Annotated in this window: 16 protein-coding genes; 6 read left to right on the top strand and 10 right to left on the bottom strand. The window is 54.7% G+C overall.

The features are described 5' to 3' along the window. Positions 1-3 precede the first annotated feature (3 nt). Both FIV00_RS20450 and FIV00_RS20445 read left to right on the top strand, forming a co-directional pair. Complete coding sequence (locus FIV00_RS20450) at positions 4-1,545, top strand: sodium:alanine symporter family protein (RefSeq protein WP_152502486.1); 1,542 nt, start codon at positions 4-6, stop codon at positions 1,543-1,545. A gap of 281 nt (positions 1,546-1,826) precedes the next feature. Then, positions 1,827-2,252: a hypothetical protein gene (locus FIV00_RS20445; protein ID WP_152502485.1), complete on the top strand. Its 426-nt coding sequence runs from the start codon at positions 1,827-1,829 to the stop codon at positions 2,250-2,252. A gap of 80 nt (positions 2,253-2,332) precedes the next feature. Here the strand turns inward: FIV00_RS20445 and FIV00_RS20440 are convergent, their stop codons facing one another. The 4 genes from FIV00_RS20440 to FIV00_RS20425 form a co-directional block, all read right to left on the bottom strand. Beyond that, a complete protein-coding gene (locus tag FIV00_RS20440) occupies positions 2,333-3,766 on the bottom strand; it encodes an NAD(P)(+) transhydrogenase (Re/Si-specific) subunit beta (RefSeq protein ID WP_152502484.1) in 1,434 nt (477 codons plus the stop codon). A 12-nt stretch (positions 3,767-3,778) separates the two neighbouring features. Then, positions 3,779-5,350, bottom strand: coding sequence for a Re/Si-specific NAD(P)(+) transhydrogenase subunit alpha (locus FIV00_RS20435; RefSeq protein ID WP_152504357.1), 1,572 nt, complete (start codon positions 5,348-5,350; stop codon positions 3,779-3,781). Between the two features lie 405 nt (positions 5,351-5,755). Then, positions 5,756-6,628, bottom strand: coding sequence for a glutathione-dependent disulfide-bond oxidoreductase (yghU, locus tag FIV00_RS20430; protein WP_152502483.1), 873 nt, complete (start codon positions 6,626-6,628; stop codon positions 5,756-5,758). 179 nt (positions 6,629-6,807) lie between these two features. Next, positions 6,808-8,094, bottom strand: coding sequence for a Xaa-Pro peptidase family protein (locus tag FIV00_RS20425; RefSeq protein ID WP_152502482.1), 1,287 nt, complete (start codon positions 8,092-8,094; stop codon positions 6,808-6,810). 136 nt (positions 8,095-8,230) lie between these two features. Here FIV00_RS20425 and FIV00_RS20420 point away from each other — a divergent pair, with 136 nt between their 5' ends. Further along, positions 8,231-9,076: a LysR family transcriptional regulator gene (locus FIV00_RS20420; RefSeq protein ID WP_209006637.1), complete on the top strand. Its 846-nt coding sequence runs from the start codon at positions 8,231-8,233 to the stop codon at positions 9,074-9,076. A 14-nt stretch (positions 9,077-9,090) separates the two neighbouring features. On the opposite strand, the gene FIV00_RS20415 is transcribed toward FIV00_RS20420, so the two are convergent. The 4 genes from FIV00_RS20415 to FIV00_RS20400 form a co-directional block, all read right to left on the bottom strand. Next, positions 9,091-9,525 carry a universal stress protein gene (locus FIV00_RS20415; RefSeq protein WP_152502480.1) on the bottom strand — a complete coding sequence of 145 codons (435 nt, stop codon included), beginning with the start codon at positions 9,523-9,525 and terminating at the stop codon, positions 9,091-9,093. After that, entirely contained in the window at positions 9,522-12,149 is a 2,628-nt protein-coding gene (locus tag FIV00_RS20410) for a TRAP transporter permease (protein ID WP_152502479.1), read from the bottom strand. Before FIV00_RS20410 ends, FIV00_RS20415 begins: the two co-directional genes overlap by 4 nt. Positions 12,150-12,345: 196 nt before the next feature. Further along, positions 12,346-13,314, bottom strand: a complete 969-nt coding sequence (locus tag FIV00_RS20405) for a TAXI family TRAP transporter solute-binding subunit (RefSeq protein WP_173006080.1) — start codon at positions 13,312-13,314, stop codon at positions 12,346-12,348. A 56-nt stretch (positions 13,315-13,370) separates the two neighbouring features. Beyond that, positions 13,371-14,240, bottom strand: a complete 870-nt coding sequence (locus FIV00_RS20400; protein WP_152502478.1) for a MurR/RpiR family transcriptional regulator — start codon at positions 14,238-14,240, stop codon at positions 13,371-13,373. Positions 14,241-14,442: 202 nt separating this feature from the next. On the opposite strand from FIV00_RS20400, the gene FIV00_RS20395 reads away from it, so the two are divergent. Continuing rightward, positions 14,443-15,123 carry a LysE family translocator gene (locus FIV00_RS20395; protein WP_371419541.1) on the top strand — a complete coding sequence of 227 codons (681 nt, stop codon included), beginning with the start codon at positions 14,443-14,445 and terminating at the stop codon, positions 15,121-15,123. A 27-nt stretch (positions 15,124-15,150) separates the two neighbouring features. Here FIV00_RS20395 and egtD read toward each other — a convergent pair whose 3' ends face one another. Continuing rightward, a complete protein-coding gene (egtD, locus tag FIV00_RS20390) occupies positions 15,151-16,098 on the bottom strand; it encodes an L-histidine N(alpha)-methyltransferase (RefSeq protein ID WP_152502477.1) in 948 nt (315 codons plus the stop codon). Further along, a complete protein-coding gene (gene egtB / locus FIV00_RS20385; protein WP_152502476.1) occupies positions 16,095-17,360 on the bottom strand; it encodes an ergothioneine biosynthesis protein EgtB in 1,266 nt (421 codons plus the stop codon). Before egtB ends, egtD begins: the two co-directional genes overlap by 4 nt. A gap of 563 nt (positions 17,361-17,923) precedes the next feature. Here egtB and FIV00_RS20380 point away from each other — a divergent pair. Further along, positions 17,924-18,517 carry a TetR/AcrR family transcriptional regulator gene (locus FIV00_RS20380; RefSeq protein WP_152502475.1) on the top strand — a complete coding sequence of 198 codons (594 nt, stop codon included), beginning with the start codon at positions 17,924-17,926 and terminating at the stop codon, positions 18,515-18,517. 87 nt (positions 18,518-18,604) lie between these two features. Next, on the top strand, positions 18,605-18,838 hold the full coding sequence (locus FIV00_RS20375; RefSeq protein ID WP_371419540.1) for a YciI family protein: 234 nt from the start codon (positions 18,605-18,607) through the stop codon (positions 18,836-18,838). Positions 18,839-18,886 lie beyond the last annotated feature (48 nt).

Raw genomic sequence — 18,886 nt, 5'->3', positions numbered from 1 at the left:
CATATGAAAAACATCAGCGCTGCGGTTCTGGCCGCATTCGCCTCGCTCTGCGTATCCGCACCGGCGATGGCTCAATCGATTGACGAACAGATCAATTCAATTTTTGCAAGTTCCACCGGCTGGTTCGTCAGCTTCATCTTCAGCCCCTTTCCGGGAACGTCCTTTCCCTGGATCGTCGCCTGGCTGGTGATTGCCGCGACCATCTTTACAATCTATTTCGGCTTCATTCAGTTCCGGGCTTTCCCGCATTCAATAGCTTTGGTCAAAGGCGATTACTCCGACCCGAATGATGCGGGTGAGGTAAGTCACTTTCAGGCGCTTGCAACAGCGCTTTCCGGCACGGTTGGGCTAGGAAACATCGCTGGCGTTGCTGTTGCCGTTGGCATCGGTGGACCTGGGGCGACTTTCTGGATGATCCTTGCAGGCCTTATGGGAATGGCCTCCAAATTCACCGAGTGTACGCTCGGCGTCAAATACCGGAATGAGTATTCCGACGGCACCGTTTCCGGTGGCCCGATGTACTACATGACCAAGGGTTTTGAGGAACGTGGCCTGCCTGCAGGCAAAATTCTGGCTATCCTGTTCGCGATATTCTGCATTCTCGGTTCGCTGGGCGGCGGAAATATGTTCCAGGCCAACCAGGCTCATGCCCAGATCGCAAATGTCGTTGGCGACTATCCGGGCTGGATCACTGGTCTGGTGTTTGCAGCGATCGTCTTTGCGGTCATCGTTGGCGGTCTGAAATCCATTGCCTCGGTAACGGAAAAAGTCGTGCCGTTCATGGGCGTTCTTTATGTCATCACCGCATTGGTTATCATTCTGATGAATGCCGATAAGATCGGTTGGGCATTTGGGCAGATCTTTGAAGGGGCGTTCACAGGTCTTGGTGTTGCCGGCGGCTTTGTCGGAGCGCTTATTCAGGGCTTCAAACGGGCGGCATTCTCCAACGAAGCCGGTGTCGGCTCCGCGGCGATTGCACACTCGGCCGTGAGAACAAAGGAACCTATCACCGAAGGTTTCGTATCGCTTCTGGAGCCTTTCATCGATACCGTCGTGATTTGTACGATGACAGCCCTCGTGATCATCATCACCGGTCAGCTGGTTTCCGATCCGCAAACGGGTCTCTACCTCCTCAATGAAGGCGGAACCGCTATTCAGACTGTTGATGGCAACTCAGGTGTTGCTCTGACATCGGCGGCCTTCTCATCTTCATTCGGCTGGTTCCAGTACATCCTCGCAATTGCAGTTGTCCTGTTTGCCTTCTCGACGATGATCAGCTGGTCCTACTACGGCCTGAAGGCTTGGACCTTCCTGTTCGGTGAAGGCAAGACCAAGGAGCTTGTGTTCAAGGTTATCTTCTGCATCTTCGTTGTTATCGGAGCGGCAGCGAGCCTTGGTCCGGTGATCGACTTCTCAGACGCGGCGATCTTCGCAATGGCTGTTGTCAACATCATCGCACTTTATGCGCTGATGCCGATCGTCAAGCGGGAGGTCAACAGCTACCTGAGCCGTCTGAAATCCGGTGAAATCAAGAAATACGGCTAACTGCGCAGCAGACCCGTCCAAAAAAGAAGCCGCCCCTCGTGGGCGGCTTCCTGCTGTCTGGAAATCGGATCGGCATCACCGCTCACCACTGCTGAACACATTGGGGGATTTACCTCATGGGGGCTTGGGGGAACGGATCTTACCTCTTTTTCATGGCGCTCACCGCGCTTCGAGCTGAAGCAGGCTCGTGTATTGCTGAAAAGAGAGAGATTGAGAAGATGCCAAACCTTTATTTGAAAATCCTTTGTGAAAGAACGTCCCTGGTTGCAGGACGCAGACAAATGCTCAGCGCCGCGTTGGCCGCACTATGCCTTCTTGGAGTTGTCGTTGGACTGCCGGCGATTGCGACGGCGGCCCCTGCTCAGTTCTGCGCGGCCCATGGCAGCCAGATGATTTGCACAGGGCACACGGGTCCAAGAGGGGACTTGATGTTTGCCCAATATGCTCCTGCCTTGCAGAGCGGGCTATATTTCGGCGTGTGGAAAGACGGACGTCCGATGATCGAACGCGTCAACGCTTCTGCAAATGAGATCGTGATCACGCGGATGGCTGGTGGTGATGTGGAAGGCAAGACCTCCCGCTATATCCGCAGTGGTGCCAGTCAGTACAACTCTGCTTCCGGACACAGGATCTTCGTGACCGGCCCGAATTCCTTCACGTGGACCAATAGCAGTGGTCAGAACGGAGTGTCGTACACCCGGCAATAGAACGCCTGGCTACAGCTCACTTTCGTAGCCTTGAAACGATCAACCCCGGCCCGCGGCCGGGGTTGTCTGTCTTGATGATCTTAACCGATCTGCGTCAGCAGCTTGTCGAGGCTGGCCTTCGCATCGCCGTAATACATCCGCGTATTGTCTTTGAAGAAAAGCGGGTTTTCGATGCCGGAATATCCGGTGCCCTGGCCGCGTTTGGAAACGAAGACCTGTTTGGCTTTCCAGACTTCCAGCACCGGCATGCCTGCGATTGGTGAGTTCGGATCGTCCTGTGCCGCCGGATTGACGATATCGTTGGACCCGATAACGATGACCACGTCCGTCGATGGGAAGTCTTCGTTTATTTCGTCCATTTCCAGCACAATGTCATAAGGTACCTTGGCTTCTGCCAGGAGTACGTTCATGTGGCCGGGAAGGCGGCCGGCAACCGGGTGGATTGCAAATCGAACGTCTTTGCCTTTGCCACGCAGCCGTTTGGTCAACTCGCTGACCGACTGCTGTGCCTGGGCAACCGCCATGCCGTAGCCCGGGACGATGATGACGCTGTCGGCATCGTCGAGCGCTGCAACAACACCGTCGGAATCGATGGCGATCTGCTCGCCTTCGACTTCCATGGCAGGACCGGTCGTGTTGCCGAAGCCGCCAAGGATCACGGAGATGAAAGAGCGGTTCATTGCCTTGCACATGATGTAGGAAAGGATCGCGCCGGAGGAGCCCACAAGAGCGCCAACGACGATCAGCAGATCGTTGCCGAGTGAGAAGCCGATGGCGGCAGCTGCCCAGCCTGAATAGGAGTTCAGCATCGACACCACCACCGGCATATCGGCACCGCCGATGCCCATGATGAGGTGATATCCGATGAAGAATGCAAGCAAAGTCATCAGGATTAGCGTCCAGATGCCGGCACCGTTCAGGAACAGGATGAGCAGAATGAAGCTGAGAGCAGCCGCGCTCGCATTCAGCATATGGCCGCCGGGAAGTTTTTCAGCTTTCGATGTGACTTTTCCTGCCAGCTTACCGAAGGCAATGACTGAACCTGTGAAGGTCACCGCACCGATGAAGACACCCAGGAAAACCTCAACGCGCAGGATTGACTGTTCAATCGGCGTTTTGTGCGCGAGGATCGCGGCAAAGCCTTCCAGCGCATGGCGTTCTTCTTCGCTCATGCCGTTGACGCGCACGAGTTCGATATAGGCGTTGAAGCCGACAAAGACGGCTGCAAGACCCACCAGCGAGTGCATTGCTGCAACAAGCTGAGGCATCTCAGTCATCTGGACGCGCTGAGCGACGTAGTAGCCGATGATGCCGCCTGCGGCGATCAGAGCAACAGACAGAAGCCAAAGGCCGGAGCCTGGGCCAATCAGTGTCGCCACCACGGCCAGTGCCATACCGGCAATGCCATACCAAACCGCACGCTTTGCGCTTTCTTCACCCGAAAGACCGCCAAGAGACAGAATGAAAAGAACAGCCGCAACAACATAGACGGCAGTCGTAAAACCGAATTCCATCGTTCGGCCTCCTTAAGATTTCTGGAACATGGCGAGCATGCGCCGGGTGACTAGGAAACCGCCGAAAATGTTGATCCCCGCCATGAAGATGGAGACGCCGGCAAGCAGGATAACCAGGAAGGATCCGGACCCGATTTGCATCAGGGCTCCGAGAATGATGATCGAGGAAATCGCGTTCGTCACCGCCATGAGCGGTGTGTGCAACGAATGGCTGACATTCCAGATGACCTGGAACCCGACAAAGACCGAAAGCACGAAGACGATGAAGTGCTGCATGAAACTTGCCGGTGCCACGAGACCGACCAAAAGCAGTGCCAGACCGCCAACTGCGAGCAACGTGACCTGCTGCTTCGTCTGCGCCTTGAATGCTGCAGCTTCCTGCTGGCGTTTTTCTTCCGGTGTCAGTTCCTTCGGCTTTTCCTTCGATTTCGCCGCAATTGCCTGAACCTTGGGCGGCGGCGGCGGGAAGGTAATTTCACCTTCATAGGTAACTGTGGCGCCGCGGATGACGTCATCTTCCATATTATGGGCAATCTGACCGTCTTTTTCCGGTGTCAGATCGGTCATCATATGACGAATGTTGGTGGCATATAGCGTCGACGATTGGGAGGCCATCCGTGACGGGAAGTCCGTGTAACCGACAATGGTAACACCGTTGTCTGTAACGACTTTTTCGTCCTTGACGGTGCCTTCGACATTGCCGCCGCGTTCTGCGGCAAGGTCGATAATCACCGAGCCCGGTTTCATGGCCTTGACCATGTCTTCTAGCCAGAGTTTCGGCGCATCCCGGTTCGGAATCAGCGCTGTGGTGATGACGATGTCCATATCGGGAGCAAGTTCGCGGAACTTGGCAAGCTGTGCTTCCCGAAACTCCGGTGACGAGACACTGGCATAGCCTCCGGTCGCAGCACCATCCTGCTGTTCTTCCTCAAAATCCAGGTAGACGAACTCAGCACCCATGGATTCAACTTGCTCGGCGACTTCCGGGCGAACGTCAAAGGCATAAGTTACCGCGCCAAGAGAGGTCGAGGTGCCGATCGCAGCAAGACCAGCCACACCGGCGCCGACAACAAGAACCTTTGCGGGAGGAACTTTACCTGCCGCTGTGATCTGCCCGGTGAAGAAGCGGCCGAAATTGTTGCCGGCTTCAATAACGGCTCTGTATCCGGCGATATTCGCCATGGAGCTGAGTGCGTCCATTTTCTGGGCACGGGAAATGCGGGGCACCATTTCCATGGCAATAACATTGGCACCCTTGTCCTTGGCGGCTTCCATCCCGGCTTCGTTGCCGCCGGGATTGAAAAAGGAAATCAGGGTTTTACCTTTGGTGAGGTAGCCGAGCTCCTTGTCATCCGGCTGGCGGACTTTGGAGACGATATCGGATCGTTTCCAGAGGCTTGGTGCGGTTTTGATAACCTCGACACCGGCGTCCTTGTAAGCTTCGTCCGAAAACCCTGCCGCTTTGCCTGCGCCACTCTGGATCACGCAAGAATAGCCGAGTTTCTGGAGTTGCTTTGCCGATTCCGGGGTCATGGCCACACGGGCCTCCCCGGGGAAGGTTTCCTTCGGTGTGCCGATTATCAGCGCTTCTGACATATGTCGCTCCAAGATGGTGACCGGGAGAGGCCAATCGTAAGGTTGCCCACGCGATCAGACATTGTGGATGTCGATGCACCGCAGGCATGCATGTGTGCAGCGCATATAGAAACAAAAAAACTACTTATGACAAGGTGCGATTGCCTTAGAATTGGGCGGTAAATCCGCGCAGCTTTATGAAAGGTGCTAAACTTTATCGAGCGGCGCAGGCGGGGAATTGAGAAATCGTCGTTGCCGACAACGCAATTCCTTTGCCGAATTACTAAGAATTTCGAGTTGATTAGTATTTTTTTGCGCTGCGCAATCTATGTGCCGTCGGGCTCATTACAGGGCAATGAGTATGACATTTTTCACCGCGACCCCATTTTCAGGGGACGCGGTGAACTCAGATGCTTACTCCGCTGCCGCTTCGGCAGCCGGTTTGAGGTCAAGATCGGATGCATCATGGCGTTCCGGGACCTGTTCCGTTTCCTCGCCCCAAACACGATTGATCCGGCGTCCGCGCGCGACGGCAGGACGCGCATCGATCTTCTCTGCCCAGGCTTTCACATGTTTGTATTCGTCGACCGCAAGGAACTCCGCAGCATCATAGAGCCGTCCAAGTACCAGGCCGCCATACCAGGGGAAAATGGCTATATCGGCGATTGAATAGTCATCGCCTGCAATATACGGCCTTTCAGCGAGAGCCTTGTCGAGTACATCGAGCTGCCGCTTGGTTTCCATGGTAAAGCGGTCGATCGGGTACTGGAACTTTTCCGGAGCGTAGGCATAAAAGTGACCAAAGCCACCGCCGACATAGGGAGCTGATCCCATCTGCCAGAAGAGCCAGTTCATGGTCTCCGTGCGCGCGGCAGGATCTTTTGGCAGGAACGCATCAAACTTTTCAGCGAGATAGACCAATATCGAACCCGATTCAAAAACGCGGGTCGGCGTCTGCGTGCTGTGATCCATGAGGGCGGGTATTTTGGAATTCGGGTTGGCGCCGACAAATCCGCTGGTGAACTGGTCACCTTCATTGATGCGAACGAGCCAGGCGTCGTACTCCGCACCCTTGTGTCCGAGTTCAAGCAACTCCTCCAGCATGACTGTCACTTTCACACCGTTCGGAGTGGCAAGCGAATACAGTTGCAAGGGATGTTTGCCGACGGGAAGGTCTTTTTCCTGTGTGGCGCCCGAAATCGGTCGATTGATGTTGGCGAATTGGCCGCCACTGGGTTGCTCCCAGGTCCAGACTTTTGGCGGCGTGTATTCGGAAGAGTCGCTCATGTGAAAATGGCCTCCGGAACGGAATTGACTGTTGTGTGCTCAGATCTTCGGGGTTCCGACTGAAAACGGAAACCATCGCAATCTTACGATCAAATAGGGTGTCTTGTCGGAATTGCCTAGAGGGCAACAGGAAATCATTCTGCAAAGAAGTGTGAGAGACGGAGCTTGGAAGGGCCGGCTCAGGTCAATGCAGCGCCGGCCTGGCAGTCTCCAAGAAGGCTGGATTCGAACGGAAACAGCGAAAGTGTCTCAGTTCCGGTCTCTGTTATCAGGACCTGTTGTTCCAGCTTCACACCTTCAGCGCCGCCATCTTCGCCAATGAAGCTTTCAACACAAAGCGTCATGCCTGGTTCGACGAGGCCATCATATCCGGCATCTGGAAAGTCACCGTGATGATAGAGATAAGGGTATTCACCGGTCATGCCGCACCCATGTGCAGACAGGTAGTAACGGTTGGCATAGTATTTCGCGGGGATGTTCCAGGCTCTATCCGCGTAGTCGCGAAACGTCATTCCGGGCCTCAAGATGCTCATGTTGTAATGCACCTGCTCATAGGCGACCTTGTAAAGATCTTGCTGTTGGCGGGACGGACGGTCTGGGCCGGAGTGAAACGTGCGCGAAAAATCCGAATAGTATCCGTGACAACCGACAACGTCGGTATCCAAAGCGATCAGCTCGTTTTCGCCGATCACATTTGTGGAAGTTTCCTGGAACCATGGATTGGTGCGTGAACCGGCGTTGAGCAGCCGCGTTTCGATATAGTCACCATTTTGTTCGATGATGGATTTGTGGAGCACCGACCACAGCTCTGCCTCGGTCAGGCCTGGACGAATGGCTTCGCGCAGCTTTCCGACACCAGCTTCCGTCGCGCGCAGAGAAGCTATGACGCATTTCATCTCTTCGGGCGACTTGATTGCTCGGGCCATCTCGACAGGTTGCTGTGCATCAACCACCGTCAGCCCAGCCTCTCGAAGTGCGATTGCAGTGCCTGCGTTCAGCCGTTCCAAACCGACAGTCGCGTTTCTGATGCCTGCCAGTTCTCGAATGATGTCAGCCATCTCCGATGCCCAGGACTTTTCCCGCTCGGCAATCTGAGGACCGGCCGCGACAAAACTGGCTGTTTTTGCCGGGCGAACCTCATCGACGGTCTCATAGCCTTCACCGAGATGCAGGCAACCCGTGAATTCAAACAGAATCGAGCGATTTTGGGTCAGCAACAGGTAGCGTGACGCTGCATTGCGCATCGAAAACACTTGCATATTCCGTGTACCGCTTGCGTAATGGATGTTCACCGGGTCAGACAAGATAACGGCGTCGATATCATATTCGGCCATTTTCTGCCGCACCCGCTGCTGACGATAGGTACGAACGGCAACCAGATCGATCTCACTACTGAGCGACGTTCGATCGAGCTGTGCGAGACCTTGTAAATCGCTGCGCTCTGCGTGCCAATCCAACTCTGCCAAAGTGAAAGTCCCCTAATATCCATTAGGTAATATCACCTGAAGAAATTTTGTTGAAAATGCTGGAAAAACTCAGGCTAGTTGATAACTTTTAGGAATGCAAAGCTATCGAAAATCATTGCCGCCACTGGACACGTTGGTGTTTTTTGAAGCAGCAATGCGCCATCGCAATTTCACTGAAGCTGCGGAGGAGCTTTTCGTCACGCAGGCTGCAGTAAGCAAACGCGTCCGTCAGCTTGAAGACTGGTTGGGTGCAAGACTGTTTGAAAGGGAAGGCCGGAAGTTGTGGCCGACCGATGCAGGGCTTTATCTTGCGGAGAAAACAGGCGCCACGCTGGATTTTCTGGATCAGGCCCTGAGGGCAATCAAGGCAGAGCAGCGCTCGCTGGTGCGCATCGCCTCTGTAACGACGCTTGCGGCCTTCTGGCTTCAGCCGAAATTAAGAGATTTTGCGCTTTCCGACGAAGCGTGCCTCTTCAACCTGATCACGGCGGACGAGATAGGCGATCTCTTGAGACCCGAACACGATCTAGTCGTTCTCCATGGCGATGGCAGGTTTCCAGGTTGGAGGTGCGAATTGCTCTTTCAGGAGGTGGTGGTTCCCGTCGGTACTCCGCAAGTTATTGAGGCCTTGGACGATGCAAAAAGCCTCAATCGACCTCCGTTGCTCAGTTATCCAAGACTGGCTCCCAACTGGATCGATTGGCAAGGTTGGATGCAGGGAACCGGCAGTCAAACACTCAGGGACTGGCCGTCCCGTCATTGCGCCAGCTACAACCAGAGCATCGGAAGGGCCTTGAAGGGGCAGGGGGTAGCACTCGGAACCGTTCCTCTTCTGCAGGAGGAAATGAGTTCCGGCCAACTTGTGCCACTGGATGGCGGCACGTTATCGACCGGCAGAGGCTATTATCTGGCCTGGCCAGAAACACGATCGCTCAGCCTCGAGGCTGAGCGATTGAAGTCGGTATTGCTTGGGTCAAATTGATGATGCTGCCCGCACTAGCCACGCACGACATAAACTGAGCAGTTGGAGTGCCGGACAACGCGAGCTGCGTTCGGGCCAAGCAGGAACTCTTTTAAGTCCGGTTTGTGAGCTCCAATCACAATAAGGTCCGAACCAGCCTGCCTCGCAGCTTCCAGGATTTCTTCGTAGATGGACCCGGCCGCAACCAGATGCCTGACATCCTTGTTGCGCTCCGGTCCGAGTACCCTTCCAACCGTGTCAGTCAATGCCTGACGCGTTTTGGAGACCATCTCTCCTTGAAAATTCTCGTCGAAATAGGAGCTGACGAGGGTGACACCGAAGTTCGGCACAACGGTGATCACATCAAGCTGTGCTTCGTCGAGGCGCGCGAGTTTGTCTGCGGTTTCCAGAACCTGCATGTCGTCCTGGTGGGAGACATCGATTGCGCACAAAATGGATTTGACGGTCATGCCGGTGCTCCTTCCAGGCGGCCAGCACGAGCGCGCTGAACCAGATAAATCAGTATCAGAAGTGCAAAGCCGGGAATGAAGATCAGTTCCTTGGGCAATTGGGCGACCTCGATCTGGGCTGTATCGATGATAACCGGTTCATCGGCATAGAAGTCAAAGTTGCTCATGGCCTCGAAGAATGGTGTGCCCGGGAAAGGCTCTTCCAGCTTGAGAATGCCGTCTTCTTCAAGAACGGTCAGGCCAAGCGCACTCAGACGCGCATCGCCGCCATCCTCGCTTCCTGGTGACAACACAAGAGTCGTTGCCGTCGTCAGGCCAGTATCGAAATCGGGACCGCTGACCTCTACACGGATTTCCTCGCCTGCAGGCGCATTTCCGACAGCCTGAACAAATTCGGTTGGCGGAACTTGCTCAAACGGAGGCTGGATCCTGTTCATGAAGAAGTCCGGACGGAACAGAACGAACGCGACCAGAACCAGAGCAATGCTCTCGTAGATTTTGTTGCGCGTAATGAAGTGTCCCATGGTCCCGGCTGTGAACACCAGGATCGCGACGGTGGCGACAATGAAGACGATTATGCCCTGTATCCAGCCAACATCGATCAACAAAAGATCGGTGTTGAAGATGAACACGAATGGCAATGCGACTGTACGCAGCGAATAGAAGAAGGCGGTGAAGCCCGTCTTTATCGCGTCGCCTCCCGACACCGCGGCCGCAGCGAAGGAGGCAAGCCCCACGGGTGGCGTCACGTCCGCCATGATTCCGAAATAGAACACGAACAGGTGCACGGCAATCAACGGCACAATCAGGCCGGATTGAGCCCCAAGCTCGACCACGACACCAGCCATCAACGAAGACACGACAATGTAGTTTGCTGTTGTTGGAAGGCCCATGCCGAGCACCAGCGAGAGTACGCCGACAAACACCAGCATCAGGACCAGATTGCCGCCGGAAACGAACTCGACGAGATCAGCCATGACCTGCCCGATGCCGGTCAATGTCACAGTGCCGACGATCACACCAGCGGTCGCCGTGGCAAGGCCGATGCCGATCATGTTACGGGCACCGTCAATCATGCCGTGGACAAGGTCGCTGACCCCTTCCTTGAACGCTTCGACCATTTCATTTTCGCCGCGGAAAATTGCCTTGATCGGACGTTGCGTGAGCAGGATCACGAAGAGCAGCGCTGTGGCCCAGAAGGCAGAGAGCCCCGGCGACTTCTGCTCGATCATCAGGAAGTAGACCAGCACAATGATCGGCAGCAGATAGTAGAGGCCGGCTTTGTAGATCTCGGAGATCTCCGGAAGCGTGATTTCCTTTGCATTCGGATCGTCCGGATGAAGGTCGTCAACGCTGGCTGCCAGCTTGAGAAGTGCCAGATAGGCAACGAAAACCAGAGCTGCAAGTATCCAGCTGGCACCGGCAGGCACGAGTGCGACGATCCAGCCGATCGGGAACTGGATGACGTAACAAAGTACGGCAAATCCGGCGAAGAAAAAGAACATGCCAAGTACAGTGCGCAGCGTCGAAACGGCCTTGTGACCGATTGTCGGCATGTTTCGCTTCACGGCTTCCAAATGCACGATATAGACCAGCGCGATATAGGAAATCAGAGCTGGTAGGAACGCGTGGGTGATCACTTCAACATAGGAAATGCCGACATATTCAACCATCAGGAAGGCCGCAGCGCCCATAACCGGTGGCATGATCTGACCGTTGACCGAAGAGGCGACTTCGACAGAACCGGCCTGTTCGGAGGTAAAGCCGACCCGCTTCATCAAAGGAATGGTGAATGTGCCTGTAGTGACAACGTTGGCGATGGACGAACCTGAAATCAGGCCAGTCGCCGCTGAGCCCACGACAGCAGCCTTTGCCGGGCCGCCTTTAAGGTGACCAAGCGCACCGAACGCCATCTTGATGAAGTAGTTGCCTGCGCCCGCCTTATCCAGCAGCGCACCAAACAGAACGAACAAGAATACAAATTTTGTGGAAACGCCGAGCGCAATTCCGAATACGCCTTCGGATGTGATCCACATGTGGCTCATCGCCTTTTGAAGGGATGCCCCCTTCCAGCGGATGACTTCCGGCACCCAGGGTGAAGAACCGAAGAAGACGTAGAGCAGGAAGATCGTTGCCACGATCGCCATTGCCGGGCCGAGCGCGCGCCTGGCGGCTTCGAACAGGACAATGATTCCGGCCAGCGCAAACCACTTGTCGGTATGATCAGCCAGGCCACCGTTGTTGACGATCTTCTCATAGAAGAAGAAGCCGTAGAGCGCGATGAAGGCCCCAAACAGGGCAAGGATCCAGTCCTGAATAGGTACATGATGGCGTGGGCTCGATTTCAGAGCCGGGTAGGCCATGAATGCCAGAAACATTGAGAACGCCAAGTGAAACTGACGGCTGTTGTTGATCAAGTCCGAAGGCAAAACATTGTAGACGATCGGAGAGGCCAGCAGGACCTGAAAGCACGACCATGTCAGGGCAATGCCGGCTATAAGCAGACCGACCGCACCGGCAGGGTTTCTCGATCCGGAATCAGAGGCGGCAACAAGTTCTTGAAGTTCTTCTTCAGAAAGGCCTTGCCCCTTTGCCTGCCCGTTCTGTTGGTTCTGCTCTGACATTAAAATTCCCCCGGTCATCCGGCTGATCAACAGCGCCGGCACTGTTCAAATTCAACGATTGGGCAGGAGGCAGTCCTGCACCTAGATCAGACTTTATAATTCTTGAAAGCGCAATCGGTCATGAAGAATGGAAATAGGACCGGCGCTATAGAACGGGCCCGGAAATTCCGGACCCGTATTTTTGAAAGACAGGAACTTAGTTGATCCAGCCCTGCTCTTTGTAATATTTCGCAGCGCCCGGATGAAGCGGTGCGGACAGGCCGTCCTGAGCCATTTCTTCAGGCTTCAGGTTGGCGAATGCCGGATGCAGCTTCTTGAACGCATCGAAGTTTTCAAAGACGGACTTCACCAGCGTGTAGACTGTGTCTTCGGAAACGTCTGCGGAGGTTACGAAGGTTGCGCCAACACCGAATGTGCCGGTGTCTGCATCGTTGCCGCGATACATGCCGCCTGGAATGGTGGCTGTACGGTAGTAGCTGTTGTCTGCGACCAGTTTGTCGACAGTTTCACCACCCACATTCACCAGAACGGAGTCACATGCAGTCGTGGCTTCCTGAATAGAACCGGACGGGTGACCCACAGTGTAGATCATCGCGTCGATCTGATTGTCGCAAAGCGCAGCGGACTGCTCAGCAGCCTTCAGCTCGGTGGCCTGCGTGAAATCGTCCGTGGTCCAGCCCATTGCTTCCATCAGAACTTCCATGGTGCCGCGCTGACCGGAACCCGGGTTGCCGATGTTGACGCGCTTGCCTTTCAGGTCTTCGAAGTTCTTGATGCCTGAATCCGCACGCGCGACAACCGTGAACGGCTCCGGATGCACGGAGAACACAGCACGAAGGCCTTCAAACGGACCTTTTTCTTCAAACTTGGAAGTGCCGTTGTAAGCGTGATACTGCCAATCGGACTGTGCCACACCAAATTCCAGCTCGCCTTCACGAACAGTGTTGATGTTGTAAACAGAACCACCAGTCGATTCGACCGAACAACGGATCCCATGATCCTTTCGGCCCTTGTTGACCAATCGGCAGATTGCGCCGCCGGTCGGGTAATAAACGCCAGTCACACCACCAGTGCCGATGGTGATGAATTCCTCCGCGGAGGCGGCGCCCGTGAATGCAATGCTGGTCGCCATTACAGCGCCTGCAAGGTTCATTTTCATCATCATTTGACTAGGCTTCCCTCTTATTCAAGTTTTCTAAGCCTAAAATGGTCGTTGCCACCTTAGACGTTTTCAAATTCGTCGAGCAAGCGGTTGTGCTTCTCGACGTCTTGGATCCGGGCTTCTGCATCGGATCCGGCTCGCGCGACCAACATGCCTGTTATCGTTTCTATCAGCACGAGAGTGGCCGCGTAAGATGAGAAAAAGTGAGGACTTTCAGTGCGTTGTACGAAGTGAAAGTCGGCGAATTGTAATCCTGGAAACGCGTGGCTGTCAGTCAGGACCACCACTTTGGCACCGCTCGCCGCTGCGACCTCTGCCGCGCGAACAGAACGATGTGCGTAGGGATGTTTCGAGATGACAATCACAGTATCTTTGGAAGATACTCCAGCAAGCGTACTTCCAAGCGTTGCGCCGTTGCGACCGGCGACGATCCACCTGTCATCAAACCATTTGGCGAGATAGGCGAAGTAATCGGTGAAACCCGCCGAGGCAAGCGCGCCGATCAGGATGATCCTGCGTGACCGTTCAAGCTGTTTAACCGTTGCGTCCAGTGTGGACGGATCAATGTCGTCCACGAGCGCCTTGATATTGTCGATGCAGGCAGAAACCTGACGCGGCAGCAACGGCTGGTCCGCGTAGGATTGCAGTTTCCGGGCCTTGTCCTGAAAGGACCCGCTGCCACGTCGGCTGATTTCCGAGCGGGCCTGTTCCCTAAGAGCCTCGTAGTCTGAAAAACCCAATGCCCGCGCGAGACGAGTGTAACTCGCTGGAGACACGCCGCTGGCAGACGCAACCGACCGCAGGCTGCGGGTTGCAATTTCAACCTGGTTTTCGGCAATATAATCCGCCGCGACACGAAGTGTGTCACTCAGCTCGGCGTAGTTCGCCGAGATCGCTGTCCTTATCTGGGGCGGCGAAATAGTTTCCATTCGGTTACTGTTTCATTTGTTTTTTTGAAAGTCAAACCATGAAACAAATGTTTCGTTGCGGAAGCTTTTGTTTCTTTTGCGATTGTCAGATTTGAGGAATGCCGGGGCGTACTCGTTCGTTATATTGGGCGCACTGAACGAGTGCCAATTCGTTGGTTGCCACTTGTCGGTCCGTGGTAATAAGGCTCGAAGCACACAGCTCTTGACGCCAGTCTCAATCACCGACGAAGCTTGGGGCTACCAGAGGAAGCCGGTTGTGATTCCATTCGATGTTCTGACAGTCTTTTTTGCCGCTGCGATCGCGCTTGGTTTAGTGCCCGGGCCAGACAACATTTTTGTTCTTACCCAGTCCGCACTTTATGGCAGGCTTGCCGGCTTGGTCGTCACCCTTGGTCTATGCATGGGCTTGATCGTTCACAGTGTTGCAGTTGCGCTGGGTGTCGCCGCGATCTTCGAAACGTCAGTGTTGGCTTTCACATTGCTGAAATTCGTCGGTGCAGCCTATCTGATCTATCTGGCGTTCCAGGCTTTTCGGGCAGGTGGGACGGATCTGAATATGCAGGGCACGCCATCCTTGCCGTTGCCTGCACTTTTTCGCCGCGGCATCATTATGAACGTCACCAATCCAAAAGTTGCCATCTTCTTTTTGGCATTCCTGCCGCAGTTTGCCGATCCGGCAAGAGGGTCGGTGCCGATTCAGATCATGCTGTTCGGGGGGCTGTTCATCGTTGCGACGATCCTGGTTTTCGGGGCAGTGGCCTTGGGCGGCGGCTTGATCGGCACCTACTTGAGGCAGTCTCCAAGCGCTCAGATCTGGCTCAATCGCCTTGCAGGCGTCGTCTTTGTCGGACTTGCCGTCAGGCTGGCAATCACCGAGCGCTGACGGCAATATCCTTAAAAACACTTCGCGTTACAAAGCCTGCATTGTGTAGACCGCGAAATAGCCGTCGTGGTCGGTATCGGCACTCAGAATCCGCCAATCGGCCTCATCAGCAATTTCGGCAAACGCGTCTTCACCGTATTTGTGCGAGTTTTCAGTGTGGATTGTCTCGCCTTCCTGGAAAGTGAAGGTCACCCCTCCAACGTCGACCGATTGTGCGCATTTGCTGACAAGATGCATTTCGATCCGGCTGTCTTCAGCGTTCCAGACCGCTTTGTGTTCGAAAGCCGAAAGGTCAAACCGACCGTTCAGATCGCGATTGATGCGCTGCAGAATGTTCTGATTGAAAGCAGCTGTAACCCCGGCAGGGTCATCATAGGCCTCAATCAGGACCTCCTGTGCCTTTGGGCGGTCTACACCGACAATCATAGTCGCGTTCGGCATTACCGTCCGAATGTTCTTCAAAAGGCTGGCAGCATCATCCCTTTCGAAGTTGCCGATGGTTGAACCGGGGAAGAACACCAGAACCGGTAATTCCGGCAATAGCGGCAGCTGACCCAGAGGTTCGGTGAAATCCGCCGCAACAGGAATAACGGCGAGGGAGGGAAATGCCCTTCGAACACGTTCCGCGGCCTCTTTCAGGTGATTGGCCGAAATGTCGATTGGCATATAGACCGACAGATCAGGAAAGGCACCTAGCAGCAAATTGGTCTTTCGGCTTGAGCCGCTACCCAGTTCAACCATGGCACCACGTGCGCCGGGCAACTTCCGGTACTTGTCGACTTTCTCTTCCAGAATGGTCAATTCCGTGCGTGTTGGATAGTAGGCATCCAACTCGGTTATGGCTTCGAAGAGGTGTGAGCCGACATCATCGTAAAGCCACTTGCTGGAAAGCCGCTTTTGATCTGCTCCCAGGCCCGACAACACATCGGATCGGAACGCATCATTGTGAGAGACAGGGGGAACGTGTTTGCTCATTGGTTAGCCGCCAGTCTGAGGCCCAGCATTTGCCAACGCTGGTGTGGATAGAAAAAGGTGCGATAAGAGGCGCGCATTTGCAGCTTGGGTGTTGCGCAGGATCCGCCTCGAAGAACCATCTGGTTCACCATGAACTTGCCGTTGTATTCGCCGATTGCACCTTCCGGCGGCTTGAAGCCGGGGTAGGGCGAAAAAGCGCTTGATGTCCATTGCCAGACATCCCCCCAAAGACCGTCCTTTTGTCCGGTCGGCAAAAGCACCCCGGTGTCCAGGAAGTTTCCATCAATTGCAGTTGGCTCGGCGGCAGCTTCCCATTCTGCCTCGCTTGGAAGGCGATGACCTGCCCAACGGGCAAACGCATCGGCTTCATAGTAGCTGACATGGACAACGGGCGCAGACGGATCGACAGGGCGTGGACCCTGCAAGGTGTATGTCCACCATTCGCCATCCTGCTTCCACCAGTATAGCGGCGTGTCCCAGGCGTTCTGTTCCTTGACCGCCCAGCCTTCCATCAGCCAGAGCGTTTGTGTTTCGTAGCCACCGTCCTCCATGAAGGCGATCCACTCGCCATTGGACACGGGTCGATTGGCCAGCCTGTATGGATTGAGCCAGACTTTGTGGCGAGGCCCTTCGCAGTCATAGGCAAATCCGTCTCCGGCATGCCCGATTTGCAGAAGTCCACCGTCAAAGCTGGTCCAGCTCAGGTCACGTGCCGGTGTCACCGGGAGCGGCTTCGGTTCGCTATAGGCCGGAAGCAGCGGATTGTAGGAAAAGGCGTGCAAAAGATCGGTTACCAGAAGTTCCTGATGCTGCATTTCATGGTGGCAACCAAGCGTGATCAGTTCTTCAAGTTTTGGTTCGTCTAGGTTGAATGCATCTGTCATCAGTCCGTGACGAACGGCATCTTCGACGTGATTGCGGTAATTCATCACGTCTTCTGCCGAAGGACGGGACAAAAGTCCGCGCTTGGACCGCGTGTGCCTAGGGCCGGCCTGCACATAGTAGGAATTGAAGAGCTGGGCGAAACGATCATCAATCGGTTGATAGCCGGGGAGCGATGGCTTCAGGATAAACTCTTCGAAAAACCAGGTCGTATGAGCCAGATGCCACTTGGGAGGACTAGCGTCCTCCATCGATTGAAGGCCCATGTCTTCAGCACTCAATGGGGCGCTCAATTTCAGAGTTTGAGATCTGGTTCGATTGAAGAGATGCAGAATGTCGTCAACCGGCGACGGTTGTGTCTGCCCGTCCAAGTTTGTCATATCAATTCCTCCACGCGGATCCCGGTCGACTTGCCCCCGACCGAGCCTGTGAATGCCACCAAGCGGTTTGAACGTAAGCGGGCTTTCCGGTTTTCCAATGTCGGGAATTGCACCGCACCGGTGCAAAAATGCGCCGACAATCGGGCCGGGTTCTCATTGTTTATGAAAATCAACACTGTTGAAGTTCGCTTCCTTTATCGTGAAATGGTGATGAAAAATCCTCATCACATTGTTTTTTCAAAAACAATTGGTGCGACAGTGTCAAAAGGCTGACGCCCTTGATCTGGGAGAGAATAGGGAGAGCATCCTGACAACCTGCTGTCAGGATTGCCGGTGGTATCTCTTCACATTGACGTGAGCGTTCGATCCCCTGACTTCCAAGCAGCCTTGAAAGCAGGTTGCTCGCGAACCTTCATCGACAACGATTGGCATAAACTGGGATTGCAACACTACACGATCAATCTCGAGGGAGTTGATTTAATAGGACGATTGTCCTAAATTCTAGGTCAATTGTCCTAATGACGTAAAAAGCCAGGCAAGTCAAAGAGTGGGAAGGTGCAGCAATGGCAGCAATCGAAACCCGGAGACAGATCATCGAGGCAGCTGATGACCTGTTCTACAGCGCCGGATTTGGGCAGACATCGTTTGCCGACATCGCCAAGGCTGTGAACATCTCGCGGGGAAACTTCTACTATCACTTCAAGACAAAAGACGAGATCCTCGATGCTGTGATCGACAAGCGCTTGGCTGACCGTGAGACACTGTTGGCCAAGTGGGATGAAACGGCTGACGATCCGGTCCAGCGCATCATTTGCTTTATACGCATCGTCATCGTGAACCAGTCAAAGATAATGGCTTACGGCTGCCCGGTCGGCACGATGACAGCCGAACTTGCGAAGCTGGATCATCCCTCATCGGGCAGGGCCAACAAAATCATGGCTCTCTTTCGCAATTGGCTCCAGCGTCAATTCGATGTGCTTGGCTGTGGCGAGGAAGCCGAGGCGCATGCACTTCACGTTTTAGGTTGGAGCCAGGGTGTGGCGAGCCTTGCGCAGGCGTTCGGTGACGATGCGTATGTGCGCCGTGAGGTCGAGCAAATCACTCACTGGCTAAAGGGCGTCGCTGCCGCCACTAGCCGAATTTCCACTACCAATTGAACGTCACAATCAAAGTTGCGAGGTGAGCGAAGGATGTTTGTTGTCACACTGAAATTTTCGAAGAACAGAAATAGGGCAGGTGAGCTTATGGCCGAGCACAAAGCCTGGATACAGCGCGGATTTGATCAAGGTTTTTTTCTGATGGTGGGCAGCCTGCAGCCCAGTCAGGGAGGTGGTATCCTCGCGCACCAGGTTTCACGCGACGACCTGGAGAGGTTTGTATCAACAGACCCGTTTGTTGCGGAAGAGGTGGTCAGCGCAGACATCCTTGAAATCACTCCTGCAAGACTGGATGAGCGGTTGAACTTTCTGGCCGCATAGACCCGTGAAGGCCTCCTTCCGGAGCAAGCAGACGCGAGACTTGCGGGC

The organism is Labrenzia sp. THAF82 (assembly GCF_009363435.1).
GTDB lineage: Bacteria > Pseudomonadota > Alphaproteobacteria > Rhizobiales > Stappiaceae > Roseibium > Roseibium porphyridii.
This window is presented reverse-complemented; position numbering and strand designations above follow the sequence as displayed.

What these genes read in the sequence shown, in the direction of transcription:
- FIV00_RS20450 (WP_152502486.1), top strand. Translation starts at nt 4, where the DNA reads ATGAAAAACATCAGCGCTGCGGTTCTGGCCGCATTCGCCTCGCTCTGC.
- FIV00_RS20445 (WP_152502485.1), top strand. Translation starts at nt 1,827, where the DNA reads ATGCTCAGCGCCGCGTTGGCCGCACTATGCCTTCTTGGAGTTGTCGTT.
- FIV00_RS20440 (WP_152502484.1), bottom strand. Translation starts at nt 3,766, where the DNA reads ATGGAATTCGGTTTTACGACTGCCGTCTATGTTGTTGCGGCTGTTCTT.
- yghU (WP_152502483.1), bottom strand. Translation starts at nt 6,628, where the DNA reads ATGAGCGACTCTTCCGAATACACGCCGCCAAAAGTCTGGACCTGGGAG.
- FIV00_RS20415 (WP_152502480.1), bottom strand. Translation starts at nt 9,525, where the DNA reads ATGACCGTCAAATCCATTTTGTGCGCAATCGATGTCTCCCACCAGGAC.
- FIV00_RS20410 (WP_152502479.1), bottom strand. Translation starts at nt 12,149, where the DNA reads ATGTCAGAGCAGAACCAACAGAACGGGCAGGCAAAGGGGCAAGGCCTT.
- FIV00_RS20405 (WP_173006080.1), bottom strand. Translation starts at nt 13,314, where the DNA reads ATGATGATGAAAATGAACCTTGCAGGCGCTGTAATGGCGACCAGCATT.
- FIV00_RS20400 (WP_152502478.1), bottom strand. Translation starts at nt 14,240, where the DNA reads ATGGAAACTATTTCGCCGCCCCAGATAAGGACAGCGATCTCGGCGAAC.
- egtD (WP_152502477.1), bottom strand. Translation starts at nt 16,098, where the DNA reads ATGAGCAAACACGTTCCCCCTGTCTCTCACAATGATGCGTTCCGATCC.
- egtB (WP_152502476.1), bottom strand. Translation starts at nt 17,360, where the DNA reads ATGACAAACTTGGACGGGCAGACACAACCGTCGCCGGTTGACGACATT.
- FIV00_RS20380 (WP_152502475.1), top strand. Translation starts at nt 17,924, where the DNA reads ATGGCAGCAATCGAAACCCGGAGACAGATCATCGAGGCAGCTGATGAC.
- FIV00_RS20375 (WP_371419540.1), top strand. Translation starts at nt 18,605, where the DNA reads ATGGCCGAGCACAAAGCCTGGATACAGCGCGGATTTGATCAAGGTTTT.